We start from the raw sequence: 22958 nt of genomic DNA, 5'->3' as shown, positions 1-22958 counted from the left end.
TATATCAGCGGTTACCCGTGCGGCCACACAATCTTCCAGACATTGTCCGTATCGACGACGGGGTAGTCGCCGCCCTCAAATCGGCCCGCGACCACTCCATCGACGAAACGCCGGAAAATGACGCTCGTGTCGATGATCACGCTCGCCGCGACGTTTCCGTACCGACGGGATGCATCGGCCATCCAGCCGATCACACGGACGCGCGGATGGCGGGCGGCCGCGACGATCACCGACTCATTTGCATCGGCAACGAGTACGTCGGCGCCGGCGTCGATCTGCTGCACGGTCAACTGCTGCGTGCGTCGGCGGTCATCCCAGTTGCCGACCCAATCTACCAGAACCGTTGCGTCGGGCGCCTTGGCAAATACGGCCTGCCTGAAGCTTTGCGCCTCCGTACCGTCGACAGACTCTACGCCGCCGACGAAGCCGACGGTCTTCGTCTTCGACACGCTCGCGGCAACATCACCAGCAAGCGCGCCACCGAGGCTCTTGCAATCGAGACAATAGTTGACGACGTTGGGGCCACTCGCAGTACCCGACAAGGTCGCGAAATAGGCTTGCGGGTATTGTGCTGCGGCCGTTGCGGTGACTGCGCTCAGCTCAGCGCCTGCCAGAATGAAACCGCGTACACCTGCCGTGTAGTGGCGGCCGATAACCGTGAGAATTCGCGCGGCACCCAGACTGTCGGCATCGCGCACGACGGTCATCCGGTAGCCGTTGTGGCGGACCTGGAGGTAGCCGCGATATGCGGCTTCGCTGAATCCGAGATCGCTTCCGGCGTAGGGAATGAACAGCAACACGGGCCATCTGCTAACCGTGCCTGCAACGGATGCATGCGTCGCGCCTCGGAGTGCGGTCGGGGCGAACGCAGACAGTGCGAGCAGCGAACAGGCAACGCGACGTCGCTCGTTGACGGGGGCCGGTTTCATTCGGGCAGGATTTCTATGCGCTTCCTCAGATAGTCGAATGTTCTGAAGAACTGACCTGAACACGTCCAAAGTCTATGCAGGCGCGGAAGATAACGTCAAGACCGATTTGTCGCACCAACAGCTGGTTGTGGGTTTTTGCCGGCTTTGTCAGGTTAAGCGAATGGGATACTGCTTTCCACTCAGATAAGGTCACCAACCATCGACAACTAAGTATTCGAGATTTTTAGACCCGGGCTGCGGCTATTCCACACCAAGCTGAAGGTACAGCGCTCGGGAGGTGCTGCGGAACGAATACTCCCCATTGAGAATTAGGCTGGAATTAGATGCGTGAGACGGCGCCCCCGCCACGATCTCGCGAGAACGCGATCAAGTGGCTTGGTGATCCAGCGCACGGCTTCCTTTGTACGCAGGTTGCAACCACCTCCGCGTGCGTGGTGCAGGCAACCAACCGGCTCGCAAAGCGCCGAATTACGGGCTCCGTCCAGTCTTTTTCGAAGCTTCGCTTCGCCGAATTGCGGCCTAAGCTTTGGCTCAATTTTCTGCACTAAAAGAAGGTAAGAACAGCGATGTCTACACGACGTCACCGGGCGTCTCGCGCGATCGGCTTTGCCCTTGCCGCCGCGACGTTCGTCGTGTCTGGCACGGCGGTGGCCAGACATCCCACCCGACTCTCGTCGCTTTCCGCCGACGATCAGATTTTCATCAAGTTGCGTGACGCCGCCCGCGACAACGATCCCGCGCGTGCCGCGCAGCTGGCGAGCCTAATCCGAAATTATCCAGCGCCGGCTTATCTCAGCTATTTTCAGATCAAGCCGCGTCTGTTCAACGGCGCGGGGCATGCGAATCTCGATGCGCCGGACGTACCGGTGCTATCGTTTCTGCAACGCTACGACGGACAGGCGATTGCCGACCGTCTGCGCAACGACTACCTGCGCGTGCTGGGCGCGCGCCACGACTGGAAGGATTTCGATTCCCAATATTCCCTGTTCGTCCTGAACGACGACACGCAGGTGAAATGCTATGCGCTCGAGTCGCGCGCCGCGCGGGGTGAAAACGTTGTCGACGCGGCGCACGCGCTGCTCGTCGAGCCGAAGTGGTACGGCGACGGCTGCGTCGATCTGATCACCGCGCTCGACGGTAGTCACCAGTTCACTTCGGAGGATGTCTGGCAGCGGATTCGCGAGGCCTACGAACAGGGCGCGACGACGACCGGCAGCAAACTGGTCGATGCGCTGGGCGCGGCGCGCCCGGATCCGCTGCGGCTCGATCAGGCGAGGAACCAGCCGCGCGCGCTGCTGGCGAAAGGCATCCAGATGGACTCGGCGTCACATCAACTCGCGCTGCTCGCCATCACGCAGGTGGCGGCCAGCGATCCGGCAGCGGCCGCAGCCATCTTCACCGCGATCGCACCGGCGCTCACCCTGGCGGAACGCGCTATCGGCTGGGGCACGATTGCGTATCAGGCAGCGACCCGGCAGCTGCCAGGCGCAGTGGACTGGTACCGGCTGTCGGCGAACGCGCCCCTGTCGAGCCAGGCCTATGAGTGGCGCACGCGTAGCGCGCTGCTGGCAGGAGACTGGATGATGGTGCGCTGGTCGATCGAGCAGATGCCGGCCGCGCTGCGCGCACATCCACCGTGGGTCTACTGGTACGCACGCGCGTTGAAACAGGCCGGCGAGGTGACAGCGGCGAACCAGGAATTCGGGAAGATCGCGGGAACTTACACCTTCTATGGCCAACTGGCCTCCGAGGCGCTCGGCCAGCAGATCGTGATTCCGCCACAGATCAAAGTGATCGACGAAGAAGTTAAGAAGGCCGGCCAGACATCGGGCTTTGAACTGGCAAAACGCTTTTATGCGCTGAACCTGCGCACGGAAGGCAACCGGGAGTGGAACTGGCAGTTGCGCGGCATGACCGACCGGCAACTGCTCGCAGTCGCCGAGTACGCACGCCGCATCGAGCTCTACGACCGGACGGTGAGCACCGCCGACAGGACGCAGACCGAGCATGATTTTTCGCTGCGCTATCTGGCGCCGTTCCGCACGATTGTCGAGCGGGATGCGCAGTCCACCGGGTCCGATGTCGAATGGGCGTATGGCCTCATTCGCCAGGAGTCGCGCTTCATCATCAGTGCGCGCTCGGAGGTTGGCGCAGGCGGCCTGATGCAGGTGATGCCGGAAACCGCGGAGATGGTCGCGAGGAAGATCGGGCTCGGTCCGATCTCGCGGGCGAGGATGAATGAGATCGACACGAACATCCTGCTCGGCACGTATTATCTGTCGATGATATACAACCAGCTTGACCGTTCGGCCGTGCTCGCGACCGCAGGCTACAATGCCGGCCCTGGACGCTCGCGCAAGTGGCAGGCCAACCTGCCGCGTCCGGTGGAAGGCGCGATTTTCGCGGAGACCATTCCGTTCGACGAAACCCGCGACTACGTCAAGAATGTGTTGTCGAACACGGTCTACTACGCGGCACTGTTTGATGGCCGCCCGCAATCGCTGATGGTGCTGCTTGGTCATGTCGAGCCCCGATGACATAGCAACGCTTCCGCGCTGACCGCACGGATAAAAACCAAGAGCCATCCTGGGAGCGCCGCTACCGGCAGTCCTACTTAAGTTGAGGATCAGGCCGAGGATGACGCGCTTCCAATGAGCGGAAGAAGATCTGCACTCCATGTGTCTGCGTGAACACGTGGCTGCCTTCATGAAACGGGTCTGCTGGTGCTACGCCCGAGCAGGCAACTGCAGGTCGCAGTCCGGTTTTGTCGCGGTAAGGCCGACCGGACGACAGAGTCCGGTATGGTAAGGAATGGTTATGCCGCCAGTGAATAAAACTGCTGTGCGGGAGTTTGATCGATCCCGCCGTCATACATCTGCCCCTTGACGATCATGTGCATTATTTCAATACCACCCAACAGGTTGCAGGCGCAGCGGAATTTCTTGAACCCCAGCATCGGGCGGGTTCGGCGCTTGATCGCCCGCTGAACTTGTTCGATGATGTTGTTCAGGTATTTGGACTGACGGATCCTGATCGGTGTCTCGCGCCCGGCGTTGATGGCCTCAAGCGCTGCGAGATTTGCTCCGCTCTTGTCGATGGTCACTACCTCGGGCTCGCCGTTATGCTCGATCGACTGGACGCTTGCGGACCCGGAATACCTTTTCCAGAGCGGCAGCAGCTTGATGGCCCATCGATGCACGGTTGAATGGTCGACATCGCAATCGATTCGCCGCGCTGGACGCAAGGCAAGTGCTGATGATCCTTGACCGACGGGGTGCGGATATCAAACACGCTGCCCGCTTAATTCCAGTCTCACCAGCGCGCGGGCGTGATCTCACAGCCGGTAAAATGAGCGGGCTGTTTCTCCAAAGATCGCCGCCCGGTCTTCCTTGGCGAGACTGGAGGACAGTCGTTCGACGCATGCGTGCCACGACGCGTAATCGCCGTTCAGATTCAGGACCGGCCAGTCGCTCCCCCACATCAGGCGCTGAGCGCCAAATCGCGAGAGCAGAAAAGCGAAATATGGCGAGAACGCATCGTCGGCATAACCCGGCGCTGCCTCTGTCACCATGCCGGAGAGCTTGCACACCACGTTGTTCATCTCGGCGAATTCGCCCATCCAGCGAGTCCACTCAACCCAGTCTTCCCCTACATGTACGCCCGTGGTTGTTCGCACACTTCCCTGACCGTCGGGCAGACGAGGCTTGGCGACGTGATCGATCACAATCCGCAACTCGGCATGTCGTGCTGCAAACCTGGCGAGATATGGTAGATGACGCACGTAAACCAGCGCATCGAACGCCAGGTCGTGCCTGACTATCGCGGCAACAGCCGGATCTAATTCAGAATTTGCAATCCAGTCGTCGTCGGGCAGATCCTGCAGCATGGGTCTGACACCCTTGAACTTGGGCTCACGAGCCAGCCTCTCGATGAGGGTCGGTGCGTCGGGGTCAAGCATTGGAACCCAGCCCACGACACCTCCAACGAGTGGATCGTCCGCGACCAGCTCCAGCAGATACAGCGTTTCATTCATCGTCGGTGCGGCCTGCACGACAATGGTCTTGTCAACGCCCGCCGCCTGCGCAAGTGGCGCAAGGTCCGATGGCAAAAAGTCTCGCCATAGTGGAGCGAGATCAGGGGTGAGCCAACCGTAGTCGCTTCGCGCAGTCGTCCAGAAGTGCTGATGTGCATCAACCTTCATGACCGGTCCTATTCCCAATTAGTGCATCGATTGTGTGGAGAGTTAATGACGAGGTTGTCCATTTGACATCCAAAGCGTCCCGATATCGCATGTGTAATGCGCTGATCAAAGTCAGCCGTCAGTTTTGAATGGAGTGCAGGCGTGAATGTGTATGCCAGTCAGCGCGCAGCCGTCGGAACATCGATGTTTTCTTCCGTTCCTGCTATATCCGTCTTCTTCACGCGCGACTTTTTGTCGGAACTGTTGCGTGCCGTCACGCTTGCATTCCGGCCGGCTCGCTGGCTTTCCGTCTTGCCGCCCGCCGCCGGACTGCTGCACGATTGACGCACGATCAGTTCCGGCGGAAAGACCATATGCCGAGGGCTTCGCTCGTCCCCCCTGATGCGCTCGAGCAGCATGTTGAGCGCCGCTTCGGCCATCGCGTCAACCGGCTGCCGCACTGTGGTCAGTGCGGGAGAGAAAGCGTTCGCCCATGGAAAATCGTCGATCGCGGTGACTGATACGTCCGCGGGACACGCGAGATGCTTTTCCGCCAATGCCCGCATCGTGCCAATCAGCATCTGGTTATTGGCCACGAAGATGGCTGACGGCGGCTCCGGGAGATCCATTAGCTCAAGCGCCGCGGTATAGGCGTCGTGCTCGCCGAATGCGCCCTGTCTCACGTAGTCGGGATTGACCGGCAGATTCGCGGCTGCGATCGCCTCGGCGAAGCCGCGCAGGCGATCACGACCAGGCAGCAGGTTCTGCGGACCGGAGATGATTGCGACGCGCCGATGGCCGAATTCCAGGATGTGCTGTACTGCAAGGCGTGCTGCGGCAACGTTATCGAGAGCAACCGAATCCCATTCGTTGGGGCAGACCACGTGGTCGACCGCTACAACAGGCATGATGCCGATCTCCGAACGAACCTTGTCGTAGGCTTCTTCCGGTGCCGATGCACAGAGGATCGTGCCGACGGCCAGATGGGCGCGGAGCATGCGGAGATAGGCATGCTCCTGTTCAAGATTCCGATCGCTGTCGAACAACAGAACACAGTAGCCTTGGACGTGAGCGCGTTTCTGAATGGAATGCACGAACTCGGTGAAGAATGGGTTCGTGATGTCCGGGACGACCAGGCCCAATAGCTTGGTGGTGCCCTTTTTCAGACTGCTCGCGACTGTGTTCGGCGCGTAACCCAACGCCTTGACAGCGACGCGCACGCGCTCCGTGAGGTCTGGACTCACGTAGGTGGATCCCGACAGGACCGCCGAGACGGTCGCCAGACTTACTTCCGCTAGACGTGCGACATCCTTCATTGTTGCCATGATTTTTCCCGCCATGCAGTTGTGCCCCGAGCTTCCTGTTCGTTCAGTTCCACCATCCCGCATGCTCGCGCTTCGGCTGCCGCAAGATGCCGTCCGGCGTACGGGACGGCTCAATTTCGAGCAGGAACCGCTGCGCAGGTGACATCCGCTCGTACAGTCCCGGGGTGAGATGGTCGATCTGGACGAGCTGCTGCGGGAGGTCACGCCGAGTATACGTGAGATGCAGTACCCGGCGGTTTGCGTCGTTCTTTTTGAGCGTGCCGCTGTGCCAGCCCGACGCGTTCATGATGAAGACGGTGCCAGCCCGACCAGTCAGATAGACCTCACCCGGATACGGTGCGTCCAGATCGGCGGGAATCCGTTTGCGATCTTCTTCGGAAATGGGGCCGGGCTCCCAGTCGCCCTGGTTAACAACAGGCACGTTAATCGGTGCCCATTTGTGCGACCCGGGTACAACCCGGGTGGGGCCGTTTTCCAGCGTCATGTCGTCAAACAGGATGACGGCATTGACCACCCACCAGTCATCTTCGAAGTGCTTCGGCACGTCGGCGTGCAATTGCTGGTGACCGAATCCCTTCACCGGATCGCGGAGATTGGCGCCATGCACCTTGATCTCCCCCAGCAGCTTGTGGGCTGTGGCCAACACCGGCTGCAGTTCCAGGCACTTGTCGAACACTGACGTTTTGTTAAAGATGTTCGACACGCGCCGCGCACCGGGCTCGACGTGAACTTCATGTCCACCCGTGAGGCGCTCGGCTTCATGGAGCCGCTCAAACTCGCGGGCCATCGAGCGGCACTCGTCCGGGCTCAGCACGTCTTCGACGACGAAAAATCCTTTTTCGTCGAGTTCCTTCAGCTGCTCGCTGGTCAACTTGTCGTTGATGTCCAGTTCATGCATCGCCTGTCTCGTGTACATGAGTCGTGTCTCCGTCAATTTCGTTAGCCGGCGAAACGTTTAGCGAAACGTTTCGTTGAGCGGATTTATAGCAAGCAGGGATCGATAGATACATCCGGGTTTCCACTATGCAAGTCCGACCTAGAGGGAAAAAGTGACAGCTATAGAGCCTGTGCATGTTTACCCGAGGTTGGTTGACTTTGCGCAAAAACAGGTTTTAGATTCAACGAAACGTTTCGCTAAACGTTTCGGCATGAAGCCGGCACGACTGATTTTTGAAACCCGGAAAGAGACAGGAGACAGACATGAACAGCTTGACGAAGCCGCTGTGCGCAACACGACCCGTGCGTAAATGCCGTCGTGTGATCAGTGCGGTCATGGGCGCGCTTATGCTCTCGGCGCTAGCCGCACCTCCGGCGCATGCGGACAAGGATCACCCCGTTGTGGCCCTGTTGCCCGGGGTGGTCGATCCCTTCTATTTCACGATGTACCACGGTGCCCAGAAGGCGGCGGCGGAGGACAACACCCAGCTGCTTTTCCAGCTTCCGAAAAGCTGGAACACGACGGAGCAGGTGCCGATCCTGAAGGCGTTCATTGCCAAGCGTCCCGACGCGATCCTGGTTTCTCCCGTGGACGCACAGCAACTGATCGAGCCGCTGACGGAAGCAAAGAATGCGGGAATCAAGGTCATCACTGTGGACACCTACATCGGCACCGGCCGGTATCAGACGGGCAGCGGAAACGCGGACTTTCCGCTTTCGTTCGTAGCGTCTGACAATAAGGAAGGCGGCCGCATTGCAGCGCGAACGCTGGCGAAGGCACTCGGTGAAAAGGGCATCGTCTTCTGCGAAAGCCTCAAACCGGGCGTCTCCAGCACCGATGCGCGGGTGCAGGGCTTCCAGGAGGAAATGAAAAAGTATCCGAACATCAAGGTGCTGCCGACGTTGTATAGCGAAGACGACGCGAACAAGGCGGTTTCGGATGTATCGGGTGTGATGGCGCGTGAGCCTGGTCTATCCGGCGTATTCGGCACGAATACGTTTTCCGGCAAAGGTGTGGCGCAGGCGATCCACATGGCCGGAAAGAGCGGCAAGGTTAAGCTGATCGTTTTCGACGCCGTACCGGGCATCGACAAAGATATCAAGAGCGGCCTCGTCGACTACGCAATCGCCCAGCGCCCAGCCGACATGGGCTACTACGGCGTCAAGTATGCAGTCGACGCAATCCGGGGCAAGCCGGTCCCGAAGGAGAAAAGCACCGGTTTCGTCGTCATGGACAAGTCGAACATCGACAACGCTGACGTCAAGCAATACATCTACTCCAACTGATTTGTGCCGGCGGCGGCTCGAAACCGCCGTCGGTGATTGGTAAGGGCTATCTGGAGACACTGCAATGCAAAAAGCCACCTCACTTTCCGGTCGGCCACGAGCGACTGGCACATCGCCGGCTCCAAGGACGATCGACTACAAGGCGCTGGTTGGCCGTTTCTGGCCCTGGCTATTTCTGGCGGTGCTCTGCCTCTTCTTTGAAATCTGGTCGCAGGTAATCCAGCAAAGGTCCTTCGTTTTCAATACCTACAACCTGCAGTCGATAGCACTTGCGGCAAGCGCACCGATGCTTCTCGCGATTGGTCAGACGTTCGTGATCATCACTGCCGGCATCGATCTGTCTGTCGGATTCGTCATGGGCCTTGCCGCGGTGTGCGCTGCCCAGTTCACTTTGCTCGGAGGCTCATCGCCGTGGGCGCTCGGCCTCTCTGTGCCGCTGACCATTGCTGTATCAGTCATTCCAGGCGCTATTAACGGCACGCTCGTTGCGCGATATCGTGTTCCAGCATTCATCGGGACGCTCGGGATGTACGGTATTGCCCGCGGTGCCGGTTTTCTCGCTGCAGGCAGTGGCATGACTGTATCGGTGGACAACGCGGGACTGCAATGGCTGGGCTCCGGGTGGAATCCGGTCATCGTCACGGTGATCCTGCTGGCCGTCATGCACTTCATCCTTTCTCGGACCCGCTTCGGTCAATATACCTATGCGGTTGGTGGCAACGAGCAGTCTGCCGCCCGAGCAGGGATTAACGTACGTCGGCACAAGATCGTGATCTATATGCTCGCAGCAGCGTTCGCGGCAGTAGGCGGCATCGTCTATACGGCTCGATTCTCTGCCGGATCGGCCACGGCTGGCGAACCGATGCTGCTCAACTCCATCGCCGCGGTCGTCATCGGAGGCGCAAGCCTCTTTGGCGGTACCGGCAACCTGATCGGCACGTTGATCGGCGCCCTGATTATCGCTGTGATCGAGTTTGGTCTGGTATTCATTAACGTCGATGCATTCTGGCAGTTCATCGCGGTTGGCGTTGTCATCATCGTGTCGGTGCTGATCGACCAGTACAAGGAACGTCTCGGAGTCTAAAATCATGAACCAACCGCTACTTGAAGTGCGCAACGTATCAATCCGCTTCGGAGGCGTCGAGGCGCTCAAGAAAGTGTCGATGAAGGTCTACCCCGGCGAGGTCGTCGCATTGTGCGGTGACAACGGTGCAGGTAAGTCGACGTTGATCAAGATCATATCGGGCGTTTATCAACCGAGTGAAGGCGAGGTGCTGTTCGACGGTCAACCTCTCGACATGCGCGACCCTCACGACGCTCGCGCGAGAGGCATTGAAACGATCTATCAGGATCTTGCGCTTGCTGACAACCTCGATGTGGGCAGCAACATCTTTCTAGGACGTGAGCCGGTGACCCGTCGCTTCGGCGTGAGCACCATCGACCGCCCGCGCATGGCTGGCGTCGCGCGCGAGGTGCTGGATCAGCTCGACATCGTCATTCCGGAGAAGAAGATCCACGGTCCGGTCAAGATGCTCTCTGGCGGCCAGCGTCAGGCTATCGCAATCGGACGCGCAATTTACTGGAATGCGCGGGTGCTGATCATGGACGAGCCCACGGCTGCTTTGGGTGTGCCAGAGCAGCGAAAGGTGATGGAACTGATTCTTGGGCTGAAGAAAAAAGGCGTCTCGGTCATTCTGATCTCGCACAATCTGCTCGACATTTTCAGTGTGTCGGATCGCATCTTCGTTCTTCGACGTGGCGAGGCCGTGGGAGAAAAGCGGGTAAGCGAAACCGACGGCGAATCGGTAGTCAAGATGATGGTTGGCGACGAATACGCCGCTACGAAGGCCGCAGCCTGAGCACGACCAAAATTCCCACCGGACAGATACCTCTCGCGTAGCACATGGCACCTCGTCGAGATGTTCGTCGTGCTGCGTGGCGAACCGCACCTGCTGTCGCGTGCGGTCGACGAGCATGGCGCAGAACTCGACTCTTGCTACAAAAGCGGCGCGACAAAGCCGCGGCCAAACGTTTCTTCAAGCGTGTGCTGCGCTCGAGGCCGGTAGCGCGCAAGATCGTCACCGATCAGTTGAGCAGCTATGCGGCGGCAAAAGCAAGCACGTGTTCGCCAAGACGGCCGCCCGACTGAACAACCGCGCAGAGAACAGCCACCAACCAACGCGCGAACGAGAGCCGCCGCATGCGCGGCTTTCGCGACCCGAAACGCACACAGAAATTTCTCTCGTGCTTCGGGCCGATCAGGCAACACTTCACGCTCAAGCGACATCTGCTGCGCGCTTCACTCTTTCGCAAACAGCTCGCGGCGCGATTCGTCGCCTGGTCAGAACTCACCAAAGTCACCCAAATTCCGTCGTACGAGTTCTGAGGGACGTTTCTTCCTGCCGTCTTTCCGCCTCAGTCTCGATAAGTTGGCAGAGCCCTCCCGATAGCTTGCAAACGACGTTGTCCCGCAACGCCATCTGGCGCATCTGAGATCGCCACGGTTCAAGCTCCGGTTCCTTAACATTGGGTTTGCCTATATGGTCTAGAGCAAATTGGAAGCGTGGACATGCGTCGACTAACCGGATCGCACTCTCCATTTGAAAGTGTCTGATACAAATGTCGAAAGTCCACCCAAAGCGCACAAGTTCACGCACCCCGGCGATAAACTGCCGGCGCGCACAGGTCCAAATACTGACAATTCCCTCCAGGTGCGCTGGTACGCCAGCCCCTTGCTCAACCGGGCGTGTGCGACAAGTTTGAAAAGTTGCCTTGAAATTGAATTCGGCGAAGGAGCCGCCCAGAGAAGGTTTCCGAGCGGCTAGTCAGCATGAGCACGTTATGTGATCACGCTGATCTGCCAAGGCACGAACTCCTGCTGCCCATAGCCGTGTATTTCGCTGCGCGACGCCTTGCCGGACGCGGTTTCCAGCATCATTTGGAACACCTGCGCACCGAGTTCGGTAATCGATGCTCCGCTCAGCACCTCGCCACAATTAAAGTCCATATCGTCGGACTGACGTTCCCAAAGCGCCGTATTGGTCGCAAGCTTGATCGAAGGCGACGGTGCGCAACCATAGGCCGAACCCCGTCCGGTCGTGAAGCAGATCAGGTTGGCGCCGCCGGCCACCTGGCCCGTCGCAGAGACTGGGTCGTAGCCCGGCGTGTCCATGAACACCAATCCGTGAGCGTCTACGTGCTGCGCGTATTCGTACACGTCGACGAGGTTCGTCGACCCAGCTTTCGCGATGCCGCCCAGCGACTTCTCAAGCACCGTCGTGAGGCCACCCGACTTGTTGCCGGCCGACGGGTTGTTGTTCATCGCAGCGCCGCTGCGAGCGCAATGCGCCTCCCACCAGCGAATGCGCTCGACGAGCTTTTGCCCGATCTCAACGGTTTCCGCACGTCGAGTCAACAGGTGCTCGGCGCCGTAAATTTCAGGCGTCTCCGACAGAATTGCGGTGCCCCCGTGCGCCACCAACATGTCGACAGCAACACCCAGCACCGGATTGGCCGAGATGCCGGAATACCCATCCGATCCGCCGCATTGCAGACCGACCAGCAGATGACTCGCCGGCACGCTTTCGCGGTGCACAGCATTCGCCGCTGGCAACATTTCGCGAATTAGCTCGATGCCGCGCGCGATGGTTTGCGTCGTGCCACCTGTGTCCTGAATCGTGAAACTGCGCAGCCGGCCATTGTCCTTTAGGCCCTGACTCTTAAGTAGCGTCGAAATCTGGTTGGTCTCGCAGCCAAGCCCGATCACAAGTACACCAGCAAAGTTCGGATGACACGCGTAACCGCCCAGCGTACGTTGCAGGATCTTGAGGCCCTCCCCTTCTGAATCGACGGCACAGCCCGAGCTGTGGGTGAGTGCGACAACGCCATCAACATTCGGGAAATCAGCGAGCGCTTCAGGATGAACGTCCCGCCGGAAGTGATCTGCGATCGCGCGGGCGACCGTAGCCGAACAGTTTACCGAGGTTAATACACCGATGTAGTTGCGGGTGGCGACCCGGCCATCGTCGCGCACAATGCCCTGAAAGTACGCGGGCTCGGTCGCGCGGACCGTGGGCCGTGCATCGTGAGCATAAGCATAGTCGCGCGTGAAGTCGCCCATCGTCAGGTTGTGACTGTGAACATGCTGGCCGGGCTTGATCGGCTGGCTTGCGAATCCGATGATCTGTCCGTAGCGTCGCACAGGCTGGCCGGTCTCGATCGGGCGGGTCGCCATCTTGTGCCCGGGCGGGATCAGACCCGATGCGGTCACACCTTCACTCGTAATTGCCGTACCGGATACCAGTTGGTCGATGGCAATCACTACATCGTCGAGCGCGTTGAGCCGGATGACGCGCGGTGACGTATGCGAACCCGCGCGTTCGAGCGTATCAAATGTCGTCGTGTTCATATTAGCCGCGTCCGTTGCGCTTGCTCATAAAGGAGTCAAAAGCCAAAGCAAAAAGCAGCACCAAACCCTTGATGACTAACTGAATGAACGACGAAATGTTGAGGATGCTCATGCCATTGTCGATGGTCGCCAGGAGGATGGCGCCGACAATCGCGCCGGGGATGGTGCCAATACCACCCTTGAGCGCGGTACCGCCGATTACGGCGCCCGCGATCGCGTCGAGTTCCATATACATGCCAGTGGTCGGTGTCGAGGCGCCGATACGGGCGGTCATCAGAACGCCGGCGATTCCATACAGGCCACCCATCAGCATGAAGCCGACATAGAGCTGGCGTGCCAGTGGAATCCCCGCCAGAACCGCAGCTTCACGATTTGAACCGGTCAAGTATGCATTGCGACCGAATACGGTACGCGTCATCACCACCCAGAGGACGATACCGATTACGGCGACCCAGATAAGTGCGGTAGGAATCCCACGGAAGCCGGCACACACCCAGATCAGGAGGCCAACGGTCACGGTCAGAGCCCCAAGTTTGCTCGCGAGCCGCAGCGTATTAGTCTCGCCCTCGTGTGACCGGCTGACGCGGTGCCTCCGCAGGATGTAAGCCGCCGCCGCGAGATAGGCGATCACAAGCGCCACTATCGAGGCGATCACGGGGACGAAGCCCTCGCTGAGGGCCGAGAACGCCATCGACACCGGAGCAAGAGTCGCCGCATCGGTCGCATAGTAGCCGATGCCGCGGAACGCGAGCAGCCCCGCCAAGGTGACGATAAACGATGGCACCCCTACCGTAACCACCCAAAGCCCCTGCCATAGGCCCATCAATATGCCCACGCCGATGGTTAACATAATGGTCGGCACGACGCCGAGGCCGTGCGTGATCTGCAAGCTTGCCGCGACCACCCCGCACAGGTAGACCGAACTGCCAATCGACAGGTCGATCTCACCCATGATCATCAGGATCGATACGCCAGCCGCCACCAGCGCCACGATTGAGGCCTGTCGCAGAAGCAGCGACAGATTGCGTGGCGTGAGAAAGATATCGCCCGAGGCAACGTTGAAAACAATCGCGAGGAGAACGAACACTACGACCATCGTCAGCGTTCGAGGGTTGATAAGCTGACGCGCGCGGCGCCCAGCGCTGCCCGCTGACACAGCGGCTGCCGGCGGCCGCACAGTGCCCGGCAAAGTCTGGTTCTTCATTTAATGGATCTCCCCTGTCGCGGCTGCCATCAACTCGTGACGGCTAGCCTTTCTGTCAAACGATTGCGTAACGCGCCCTTTGTACATGACCAGTACACGGTCGCTTTCATCGAGAATCTCGGTCATGTCGCTCGAAATCATAAGTACCGCGGTCCCTTCGGCAGCGAGCTCGTGTAGCAAACGGTAGATCTCCTGACGCGCCCCGATGTCGACCCCGTAGGTCGGTTCGTCAACGATCAGGATGCGCGGTCGGATCGCAATCCACCGCGCGAGCAGCACCTTCTGCTGGTTGCCGCCGCTGAACCATTCGACCTTGGCGTCCAGCCGCGGCGGCCGCAGGTCGAGCTTGCGAATCAGTTCGCGATTGCGATCAACCTCGTCGCGTTCGCGAATGAACGGGCCACTGGAGACAGATCGAATACTCGCCGCGCTGATGTTGTGCAGCACGCTATGCCCCTCAATCAGGCCGGTCTGCTTTCGGTCTTCCGTCAACATGCCGATACCTAGAGAAATCGCTTCAGCGGGCGAACGCGGATGTACCCGTTCACCGTCGATACGGATTTCGCCTTCGCACGTTCCTTGCCATGCGCCGAAGATTGCTTTGGCGAGTTCAGTGCGACCGGCGCCGACTAGCCCGAACAGACCCAACACTTCACCGCGGCGCAGTTCAAGGCTTACGTTGTCCACCCGGCAGCGCTTCGAGCCAAAGCCTTCATGCACCGAAAGGTTCGATACAGTCAGCACGGCTGCGGCGCGTTCATTAAGCACGCGCGGCGTGCTTGGCTCGGGATCGTGGCCGATCATGGCGCGGACCATATCGGAGATCTTGTCCTGAGCAGACGCAAAATGCTCGACCACCCGGCCATTGCGCATCACGACCACTCGGTCGGCGACCTGGGCGATCTCGTCGAGCCGGTGGGTAATGTAGATACAGCCGACATTCTGCGCCTTGATCTGTGCAATCCGCTCGAACAGATGCACAGCTTCGCCCTGTGTGAGCGAAGCTGTCGGTTCGTCCAGAATCAGCACTCGGGTGGCCGCTTTCGACAGCGCCGATGCGATAGTGACGAGCCGCTGAGCCGATGGGCTGAGTTCTCCAACGGAAGCGTTCGGATTGGCCTGCACACCGAAGAACGCCAAGCGCTCCATCGCGAGGGTGAATAGCTTCGCCTCGTCGACAAAACCGCGCCGCGATGGCAGCATCCCCATGAACATGTTTTCGGCGATGCTCAGATTCGGCGCGATATACAGTTCTTGCGGCACCAGCACGATGCCGGCCGCCTCCGCGTCGCGCACTGTGCGAAAACGAGCAGGCCGGCCGTCGAGCAACAGTTCGCCCTGGTAGCTGTCGGTCGGATAGACGCCCGAAATGATCTTCATCAGCGTCGACTTGCCCGCGCCGTTTTCACCGATGACGGCGACGACTTCACCTGGCCGCACGTTGAAATTCACATCGCTGAGTGCAGGAATGCCGCCGAACGATTTGCTGACCTCGCGCAGCTCGAGCACATAGCCGTCGGCACGTGACGCGTCGACGGCATTGCCCTCTGCGTGAGGCTGCGAGACATCAAGCGTTGCAGGATCACGCCACATAAGTTTGCTCACTTGCATTGTGATTTACCAGCGCCATACACCTCGTCCGCCGTGACCCATCCCTTAGGCGCGCCCGTTGTGATGAACTTACACAGGTTGGCTTGCGTCACCGCGTAGACATTCACGAGATGAGTCGGTACGGCGCCAGCGCCAAGGTTCACATCGGTCGTGCTAATTGCCGGCTTTTCCTTCCTCGCCAGCGCGACCGCAGCCTTGACTGCCGAAGTGCCGTGGTCGTTGAGGTCGGTCCATACCGACATCGTCTGTACGCCCTGAGCAATCAGTTGCAGCGAGGACGGGTCGGCGTCGAGCCCGGACAAGTAGACCTTGCCGGCCAGGTTGCGCGCCTTCAGCGCCTGCGCCACGCCTAGCGCCATGCCGTCGTTGGAGGTGACGAAGCCATCTATCTTGTCGTTCTGTGCGCTCAACACATTTTCCGCATTCGACAGCGCGAGCTTTGGATCCCATCCGCGAACAAACTGGTCGAATACGACTTTCACGTCCTTGTCCTGAACCAGCACCTTGTCATACTGCTTGCTGATGGTCTGCGCAACATCATTGCCGGGATCGCCCTTCATCAACGCGAAAGTCCCGTGGGGCGACTTTTCCAACGCGCCCTTTGCCTGCAGTTCTCCGACAAGCGCATTGTTGCGCATCACGAAGTAGTCAAGCTTCGCGGTCGTCACGCCGATGTCGTATCCGACTACCGGCACGCCTGCCTGGTGTGCAGAATTGACGATTCGTCCGGCCGCCTGGCTGTCGACGGGTACCAGAATCAAGGCGTCGGGCTGCTGGCTCAACAGGTTCTCCACCTGCGACGCCTGCAGGACCGGATTGTCGTTGGCCCACTGCACGATTAGCTTGGCGCCAAGCGCCGCGGCCTCTCGCTGCATAGCGGCGATGTCAAAGGCCCAGCGGCGCTGTACCTGTGTTTTCATCGCGACAGCAATCACGGGATTCTTTGCATCGGCATGGGCCAGGCTGCTCGATAGCGTCGCTGCCATCAGCATGGCCGCGGAGAGGAACTTCAGCAGAGGGGTGGTGTGACGCACGGTTGTCTCCTTACAGCATCGGTTTTATCTACTCGAACCACACGCGTACAGCCTTGCCAAGTTGTTTCAATGATTCCTTGGTCTCTGCCGTGCGCACGCAAATTGGTGCAGAATCGAAAACTTCGTAGGACTGCAACCAACTCAGGCCATGGGCTCGCTCATGGCTTGAAAAACACATTCTCGAGGCGAGCCCACCATTCGCCCTGCCGGCGGGTTTCGAGCGGGACCTGCATCGGCTCGCAGATCTGCCACCAATCCTGCATGCGTGGCTCCTTGGCAAGCTTTGCCTGGTCCGCAGCGAAATCCGTGCCGTGGTATTCCCAGTAGGCGAACAACAAGTTCTCGGGCTCCTTCAGAAAAATCGAATAGTTGCGGATATTTGCAGCCGAAATAATCTCAATGACCTCCGGCCAGGTCTCGCGATGAAGCCGTTTGTACTCCGGCAGCGCTTCGGGCTTGATACCGAGTACGAAAGCCATCCTTTCCATCGTGTTTGTCCTCACAGCGCTTGTTGCACGAGCGTTTTTGTCAGTAACGGCCAGTCGTTTCTGCTTGAGCGGCCTTCCAGAGCCGCGCGTCTTTCGGTAAAGCAAGCGGATCGTCTACCTTCGGCTCTGCACCCTCGATATCGAGCAGGAAGCGCTCGGCCGGGGCAGCACGCTTGTAGAGCGCGAGCGTCAGATGTTCGCGCTCGTTGAGCTGTTGCGGGATATCGCGGCGGCCGATTGCCATATGCAGTACGCGGCGCGTTATTCCAGTCTTGTTTGCGGTGCCGCCGTGCCAGATTCGCCCGTTGATTACAGCGATCGAGCCAGCTTTCCCCGTGATGTGAACTTCGCGCGGGTGGGTTGCCACAGGATCGGCAGGCATGATTGCCTTTTCTTCGGGCGTGACTTCCATGCGCTCTGCGTTGACCAGATTAATGTCTGGCACGTTGATCGGCACGAGCTTGTGCGAACCCGGTACAACACGCGTCGGGCCGTTATCCTCGGTCATGTCGTCGAGCATGACCATAGTGTTGATCATGCGCCAGTCGGAGTCGTGGGCGCGCCAAACGTCGCTATGCAGAGGCTGTTGACCTTCACCTTTTGCAGGGTTGCGGGCGTTGAGCGAATACACACGAATTTCGCCCATTAGACGGTGCGCAATCGCAAGGGTGGGACCGCAACGAAGGCAGCGGTCAAACGCTTCTGACTTGTTGAACAGGTTGGACAGGCGCATTGCGCCCGGCTCGATGTGGACTTCATGACCGCCGTAAGCGCCTTCTATTTTCTGAAGCCGGTCGACTTCGGCCCTCATCTCGTCGATCTCTGCCGGGGAAAAAACATTCGGGAAAATGCAATAGCCATACCTATCGAAGGCGTCGATCTGTTCTTGCGTGAGGATCGATTCCGAAATGCCCAATTGCGCCAGTGCTTCAGCGGTGTTCATCTGCGTCTCCCGGAGAAAGTTGATGATTTATCGCGATGCCTATCGTGTTGCTAATAGTGGTGTTCTGATTACCAGCTTCGCGGCCGGTTATCTTCCCGTTACGCGCTTGTCTAGACCTGCATGTTCTCGACGACGGGCGCATCGGGGCGTAGCAAACCTTCGGTGCGCAGATCGCTCCACAGTTGCGCGGGAATCGGCGTTTGCATGGATTCGACGTTGCCTTGTAACTCGGCGGGCGTGATCGCCCCGGGAATCACACTGACGACAGCGGGGTGCATCAGCGGAAATTGCAAGGCGGCATCCCTCAGCGCTACTTGATGGGCGCGGCATACTGCTTCAATTGCCGCCACCCGCTTGAGTATGTCGGGCGAGGCCGGTCCATAGTTAAAGTAGGCCCCAGGCTTCGGCCCCGTCGCGAGAATGCCCGAGTTGAACGGGCCGCCGATGATTACACCCATATCCTTCTTCATACACAGCGGCAGGAAGGAATCGAGCGATTCTTGCTCGAGCAGTGTGTACCGTCCCGCCAGCAGGAATAAGTCGACGTCGGTATTGCGCGCAACTGTTTCGCTGACCTGCCATTCATTTACACCGATGCCGATCGCTGCAACCACGCCCTGGCTGCGCAAATCGCTGAGTGCTCGCACACCGCCGTCAAGAAATTCACGCGTGCGTTGTGCGCTTGCTTCCGCACTTCCATGCGTGAAGATATCGATGTCATGACACAACACAATGTCGATCCGGTCGGCTCCCAGACGCTCGAACGAAGCCTCGAGACTGCGCATCACGCCGTCGTATGAATAGTCGTAGATGACTTCGCGAGACGGTACCTCAAAGAACTTCCCGATGCCGTCGCGCTGCTCGGGTGCGCAGCGTTTCAACAGCCGCCCTACCTTGGTAGATAAGAGATAGTCGTCACGCTGTTGTTCACGAAGGAACGATCCCACGCGTGTCTCCGCCAATCCATATCCATACAGCGGCGCCGTATCGTAGTAACGCACTCCATGCTGCCAAGCTGCTTCGAGCGTCAGCCGCGCCTGCTCGTTATTCAAGGCGCGGTAAAGATTTCCTAGGGGAGCGCTACCGAAGCCTAGAGAAGTGAATTGCAACGACCGGCCGGAACGGCTCTCAAAGTGGCGCCGACTGGGCAGACGAGTAATAGCGTGCGACACGGCTGGATCCTTTCTAGTGAGTGCGTTGGTGGAGTAAAAAGGTGCGCGTGCTCGATCGGACCCATTCTCTGGTCGTTTCGAATCCGCATCGTCTTAAATCGTGCGCTGGTGACACGCAGGCGCCGTTCGTAGGATGGCCTGCCATACGTGTTCGCAGTTCGCGTCATCGGTCACGGGCGGCGAGCCGCTCCGGCTTCCACGCCCCTCGAATCGAAACGTTTAGCGAAACGTTTCGTCACAATCTAGACAGGACACTTGCCGATGTCAATGGCGGGTAAACGTGGACGTTCGGTCACGGGTGCACTGATGGTTGCGTCGACGGTGACTAAGATTCTTGCCGGTGTAACCCCTCATTGTGATCTGGCAGTCAGGTTGCTATAACTTGCCATCATAACGTTTCGCTAAACGTTTCGTTACGGGCCGCGGCAATGCTAGCCAAAGTTGCCGGTGGTTGTTTTCGTGGCCGGCTGCGCCATCTGGCGCCCCTGCCATTCGCAAGGAGATCGCAATATGGTTGCGATTGTCTGCAGCGGAACGCGCTATGGCTGCGGTTCAATTGATGACTTGCCCCCACTGCGGGAGCCCGGCGCAACCAGTCGCGTTTCGCCTATTTCAACGATGAAGGAGAATCAGTGAAAGTCAGTCATTTGCGTTGGGGCGTGATGGGCGCTGCCGATATTGCGCGCACTCAGGTAATCCCTGCTATTCAAACGTCCGTCAACGGGTCCGTTGTGGCACTCGCGAGCCGCGACCCCGCAAAAGCCCGCGACTACGCACGGGCCTTGGGCATACCGCGAGTAGTGGAGAGCTACGAGGCATTGCTGGCCGATGTCGGCGTTGATGCGATCTATATCCCGCTTCCCAACAGCATGCATGCCGAATGGGCAATGCGTGCGGCCGAGGCAGGGAAAGCGGTTCTGTGTGAGAAACCGCTCGCGACGACCGCGAAGATGGCAGAAATGATTTCCGACGCCTTCTCGCGTCACGGCGTGGCACTGATGGAAGGCTTCATGTATCGGTTTCATCCGCAACACCGACGCGTGCACGAGCTTATTGCGCAAGGTGCGATAGGCCAGGTCCGCGAGGTTCGCGCACATCTGTCCGTAAATCTGATGAATCCGCCCGACCCCGCAAACGTTCGGTTGCAGCCTGCGCTCGGAGGCGGCGCCCTGCTGGATATGGGGTGCTATGCGGTCAACATCGCGCGGATGATATTTGCATGCGAGCCCACGCATGCGAGCGCGATCTGGATCGTCGACTCGCATTTCGATGTGGACATTGCAACGACGGGCATTCTCGAATTCCCGAATGGTTGCTCTGCTTCGGTCAGTTGCTCGTTCATGGCAGGTGGTCAGGGAACTTACACCGTGATCGGCACCGAGGGTTCGATTGAAGTGCCGCGTGCAATTCTCCCTGGAATGGGTACCCGCGTCCCTCAGGCCTTGATCGTTCTGGTCGACGCGGACGGAAATCGACGGGAAGAGGTATTTCCTCCAGTCAATCAGTACTGCCTGATGATTGAGGCGTTTGCATCTGCGGTATTGAATAAGCGGACAATGCCATTCACGACGGATGACGCGGTCGCCAACGCCAGAGTGCTTGATGCGCTGGCATCGGCTGCCCGAACGCATCAACGCGTCAAAGTATCGTGATGGCGTGCAACCGTCCCGCGAAGTGAAGCACCAGCGCAGCTTGTCAACGCGGGATATCAGCACACGTCGGGTGGCCTTTCCGTTTCGGAGTGTGCGTGTATGCCCTTTCATATATGGAACCAGTCCAGAACGGTCACTTTGATTTCCGTGCAGTTTCCGGTTAGGGGCGCCTAAACCTGGTTGGGGTCTGCCTTGTGGCCCTGCATGAATGGTCTTTGCAATCAAGCACCTGCTGACTACCCGATTGCGGGGTGCCAGCTATGAGGCCCATTGAAGTGTATTGAAGGACGCTAGCGTGACCGTACCGGTCGGGGAAGATGCACCGCCTGAACAATGAACTGTCTCAACATGCGATCGAGCGGTATCACGATTCGGTGCTCGTAGAACCATCGCTTGAGGTCGCTCATCAGTTGGCTCCGCTCCGGGCGGCCTGTGAGCTGCTCCTTGAGCCACCGGATGACGTAACGACGCTGATGCTCTGCGATCGACCGGAAATTGACGATGGTCTGAGCGAAGATCTGGTGGTCGGACAGCGTTTTCAGGTTGCCATCGTAGATCGAGCGAAGCGTCCCGACGTCGGGCGACTGCACACCAAGCTGCGCAATGGCTCCATCTTCATCGCGCACAGCCTTTCGTTCCGTAGCCAGACGCACATGCTGATCCCAGCCGAAGAATGGCCGATAAAGCGAAACAACCTGTACGGGCACCTCGGCCTGCCGCAGGACCCTCACGTGTTTCTGAGCCCTATCCTCGAACAACTCGATCAGCGCCTCGAATTGCTAGGGCAGGCAGTAGATGAAGGCAAGGTGCGGATCGACACAGCGGTATATCTCGATCCATTGGATGCCCAGCCGGGAGACGCAGAGGCCGATCGTCTGAGGCGGGCAATCTTCGAAGCCCATCCGCCTGGTCAGTTACCCGAGATCATCCTCGAAATTGACAGCGCGACGCGTTTCAGCTGGATCCTGCTGGGACGCGAGCCGCGATCACGGATCGAATTATTGATGGTGTATTCGGCAGTACTGGCACACGGAACCTCGCTATCGGCAGCGGACATTTCCCGGATGGTCCCCGAAGTTTCGTCAGCCGCTATCCGTCAGATGATGAGCATGCGCAGAAACTGGGCGGAGCCGTCGAATCGATCCTGCAACGGTTAGGCTTTGATCTCGCCTCTGTGCCTGACGCACATCTGTGCTGCGGCTCGGCGGGCACCTATTCCATTACCCAGCCTGACTTGGCGGAAAGGTTGCGCAACAACCGACTGGATGCGCTGCAGGGCGGTAAGCCGAAGTTGATTGTCACGGCCAACATCGGATGCCAAGTGCATTTGGACGGAGCGGGCCGCACACCAGTGCGTCATTGGATTGAGCTGATAGATGCGTCCTTACCTTGAAGTCCTATCGGTTGCGCAACTCTGCGACAATGAAGTGTCCGTTTCGGAGGATGCCGCGGAAGCGGACACTTCGTCCTCTGCGTCAGAAGAAAGGTCTTCGGGAAAGCTGAGCACCTGGACGTTGGATTCAGTCCAGTTTTTTCGCCTCGCCAGGTAAAGTTGGGCAGATATCCGAGAATCCGTTTCGCTTTCTGGATGCTGAGAAGCGAAACGTGTTCACCGAGGTCACCGCGAACCGAAACGTTCGGAAAATGCTCCTTCATGAGATCCACCGTCGACCGACTCATGACAGTGTCAGGGCATGCTCGAAGCCACAATGATCGCAGCGCATGGAGCCCCTCGCTTGCCCGGCCGATTCGGCAATCAATTACACGCCTGTCTCGGCTCCGAAGCAAG

General features: G+C 59.0%; 17 protein-coding genes and 5 pseudogenes. 8 read left to right on the top strand and 14 right to left on the bottom strand.

From position 1 onward, the window contains the following. Positions 1–11: 11 nt before the first annotated feature. Positions 12–800, bottom strand: coding sequence for a BMP family ABC transporter substrate-binding protein (locus tag AB3X95_RS18485; protein WP_309235174.1), 789 nt, complete (start codon positions 798–800; stop codon positions 12–14). Between the two features lie 695 nt (positions 801–1495). Between AB3X95_RS18485 and AB3X95_RS18480 the strand changes: the two genes are divergently transcribed. Continuing rightward, on the top strand, positions 1496–3466 hold the full coding sequence (locus tag AB3X95_RS18480; RefSeq protein WP_368622131.1) for a transglycosylase SLT domain-containing protein: 1971 nt from the start codon (positions 1496–1498) through the stop codon (positions 3464–3466). Positions 3467–3744: 278 nt separating this feature from the next. On the opposite strand, the pseudogene AB3X95_RS18475 reads toward AB3X95_RS18480, so the two are convergent. The 4 genes and pseudogenes from AB3X95_RS18475 to AB3X95_RS18460 form a co-directional block, all read right to left on the bottom strand. Further along, a pseudogene (locus AB3X95_RS18475) lies at positions 3745–4143 on the bottom strand (DDE-type integrase/transposase/recombinase); the annotation flags it as partial. A gap of 120 nt (positions 4144–4263) precedes the next feature. Next, entirely contained in the window at positions 4264–5130 is an 867-nt protein-coding gene (locus AB3X95_RS18470; RefSeq protein WP_176122189.1) for an amidohydrolase, read from the bottom strand. Positions 5131–5288: 158 nt separating this feature from the next. Then, entirely contained in the window at positions 5289–6434 is a 1146-nt protein-coding gene (locus tag AB3X95_RS18465; protein ID WP_176122188.1) for a LacI family DNA-binding transcriptional regulator, read from the bottom strand. 43 nt (positions 6435–6477) lie between these two features. After that, positions 6478–7350, bottom strand: coding sequence for a phytanoyl-CoA dioxygenase family protein (locus AB3X95_RS18460; RefSeq protein WP_184228804.1), 873 nt, complete (start codon positions 7348–7350; stop codon positions 6478–6480). Between the two features lie 284 nt (positions 7351–7634). Between AB3X95_RS18460 and AB3X95_RS18455 the strand changes: the two genes are divergently transcribed. The 4 genes and pseudogenes from AB3X95_RS18455 to AB3X95_RS18440 all read left to right on the top strand — a co-directional run. Next, positions 7635–8657, top strand: a complete 1023-nt coding sequence (locus AB3X95_RS18455) for an ABC transporter substrate-binding protein (RefSeq protein WP_176122186.1) — start codon at positions 7635–7637, stop codon at positions 8655–8657. A gap of 64 nt (positions 8658–8721) precedes the next feature. Further along, positions 8722–9741, top strand: a complete 1020-nt coding sequence (locus AB3X95_RS18450) for a ribose ABC transporter (RefSeq protein WP_176369282.1) — start codon at positions 8722–8724, stop codon at positions 9739–9741. 4 nt (positions 9742–9745) lie between these two features. Further along, positions 9746–10516 (top strand): ATP-binding cassette domain-containing protein, encoded by a 771-nt coding sequence (locus AB3X95_RS18445; RefSeq protein WP_176110809.1) that lies wholly within the window; start codon positions 9746–9748, stop codon positions 10514–10516. A gap of 42 nt (positions 10517–10558) precedes the next feature. Then, positions 10559–11043 (top strand): annotated as a pseudogene (locus tag AB3X95_RS18440) (DDE-type integrase/transposase/recombinase); the annotation flags it as partial. On the opposite strand, the gene AB3X95_RS18435 reads toward AB3X95_RS18440, so the two are convergent. The 8 genes from AB3X95_RS18435 to AB3X95_RS18400 form a co-directional block, all read right to left on the bottom strand. After that, positions 11015–11314 (bottom strand): amidohydrolase family protein, encoded by a 300-nt coding sequence (locus tag AB3X95_RS18435; RefSeq protein ID WP_176369283.1) that lies wholly within the window; start codon positions 11312–11314, stop codon positions 11015–11017. The pseudogene AB3X95_RS18440 and the gene AB3X95_RS18435 overlap by 29 nt on opposite strands. Before the next feature lie 182 nt (positions 11315–11496). Next, positions 11497–13065 carry a UxaA family hydrolase gene (locus tag AB3X95_RS18430; protein WP_176369284.1) on the bottom strand — a complete coding sequence of 523 codons (1569 nt, stop codon included), beginning with the start codon at positions 13063–13065 and terminating at the stop codon, positions 11497–11499. A gap of 1 nt (position 13066) precedes the next feature. Continuing rightward, a complete protein-coding gene (locus AB3X95_RS18425; protein ID WP_176122182.1) occupies positions 13067–14269 on the bottom strand; it encodes a sugar ABC transporter permease in 1203 nt (400 codons plus the stop codon). Continuing rightward, positions 14270–15880: a sugar ABC transporter ATP-binding protein gene (locus AB3X95_RS18420; RefSeq protein WP_176369285.1), complete on the bottom strand. Its 1611-nt coding sequence runs from the start codon at positions 15878–15880 to the stop codon at positions 14270–14272. After that, positions 15871–16914, bottom strand: a complete 1044-nt coding sequence (locus AB3X95_RS18415) for a substrate-binding domain-containing protein (RefSeq protein WP_176122180.1) — start codon at positions 16912–16914, stop codon at positions 15871–15873. The genes AB3X95_RS18420 and AB3X95_RS18415 overlap by 10 nt, the downstream gene beginning before the upstream one ends. A gap of 158 nt (positions 16915–17072) precedes the next feature. After that, complete coding sequence (locus AB3X95_RS18410) at positions 17073–17393, bottom strand: L-rhamnose mutarotase (RefSeq protein WP_368622130.1); 321 nt, start codon at positions 17391–17393, stop codon at positions 17073–17075. A gap of 49 nt (positions 17394–17442) precedes the next feature. Beyond that, positions 17443–18345: a phytanoyl-CoA dioxygenase family protein gene (locus AB3X95_RS18405; protein ID WP_368622129.1), complete on the bottom strand. Its 903-nt coding sequence runs from the start codon at positions 18343–18345 to the stop codon at positions 17443–17445. A 110-nt stretch (positions 18346–18455) separates the two neighbouring features. After that, a complete protein-coding gene (locus tag AB3X95_RS18400) occupies positions 18456–19505 on the bottom strand; it encodes an aldo/keto reductase (RefSeq protein ID WP_368622370.1) in 1050 nt (349 codons plus the stop codon). Between the two features lie 644 nt (positions 19506–20149). On the opposite strand from AB3X95_RS18400, the gene AB3X95_RS18395 reads away from it, so the two are divergent. After that, on the top strand, positions 20150–21169 hold the full coding sequence (locus tag AB3X95_RS18395; RefSeq protein WP_368622128.1) for a Gfo/Idh/MocA family protein: 1020 nt from the start codon (positions 20150–20152) through the stop codon (positions 21167–21169). 320 nt (positions 21170–21489) lie between these two features. Here the strand turns inward: AB3X95_RS18395 and AB3X95_RS18390 are convergent. Next, a pseudogene (locus AB3X95_RS18390) lies at positions 21490–21768 on the bottom strand (hypothetical protein); the annotation flags it as partial. On the opposite strand from AB3X95_RS18390, the pseudogene AB3X95_RS18385 reads away from it, so the two are divergent. Both AB3X95_RS18385 and AB3X95_RS18380 read left to right on the top strand, forming a co-directional pair. Continuing rightward, a pseudogene (locus AB3X95_RS18385) lies at positions 21766–22287 on the top strand (Tn3 family transposase); the annotation flags it as partial. The pseudogenes AB3X95_RS18390 and AB3X95_RS18385 sit on opposite strands and share 3 nt — an antisense overlap. After that, positions 22275–22562, top strand: a pseudogene (locus AB3X95_RS18380) (heterodisulfide reductase-related iron-sulfur binding cluster); the annotation flags it as partial. The pseudogenes AB3X95_RS18385 and AB3X95_RS18380, both read left to right, overlap by 13 nt. Between the last annotated feature and the right edge of the window lie 396 nt (positions 22563–22958).

The organism is Paraburkholderia sp. BR13444, assembly GCF_040948755.1.
In the GTDB taxonomy this organism is placed as follows: domain Bacteria; phylum Pseudomonadota; class Gammaproteobacteria; order Burkholderiales; family Burkholderiaceae; genus Paraburkholderia; species Paraburkholderia youngii.
The sequence above is the reverse complement of the archived record's forward strand: the minus strand, read 5'-3'. Positions and strand labels throughout refer to the sequence as shown.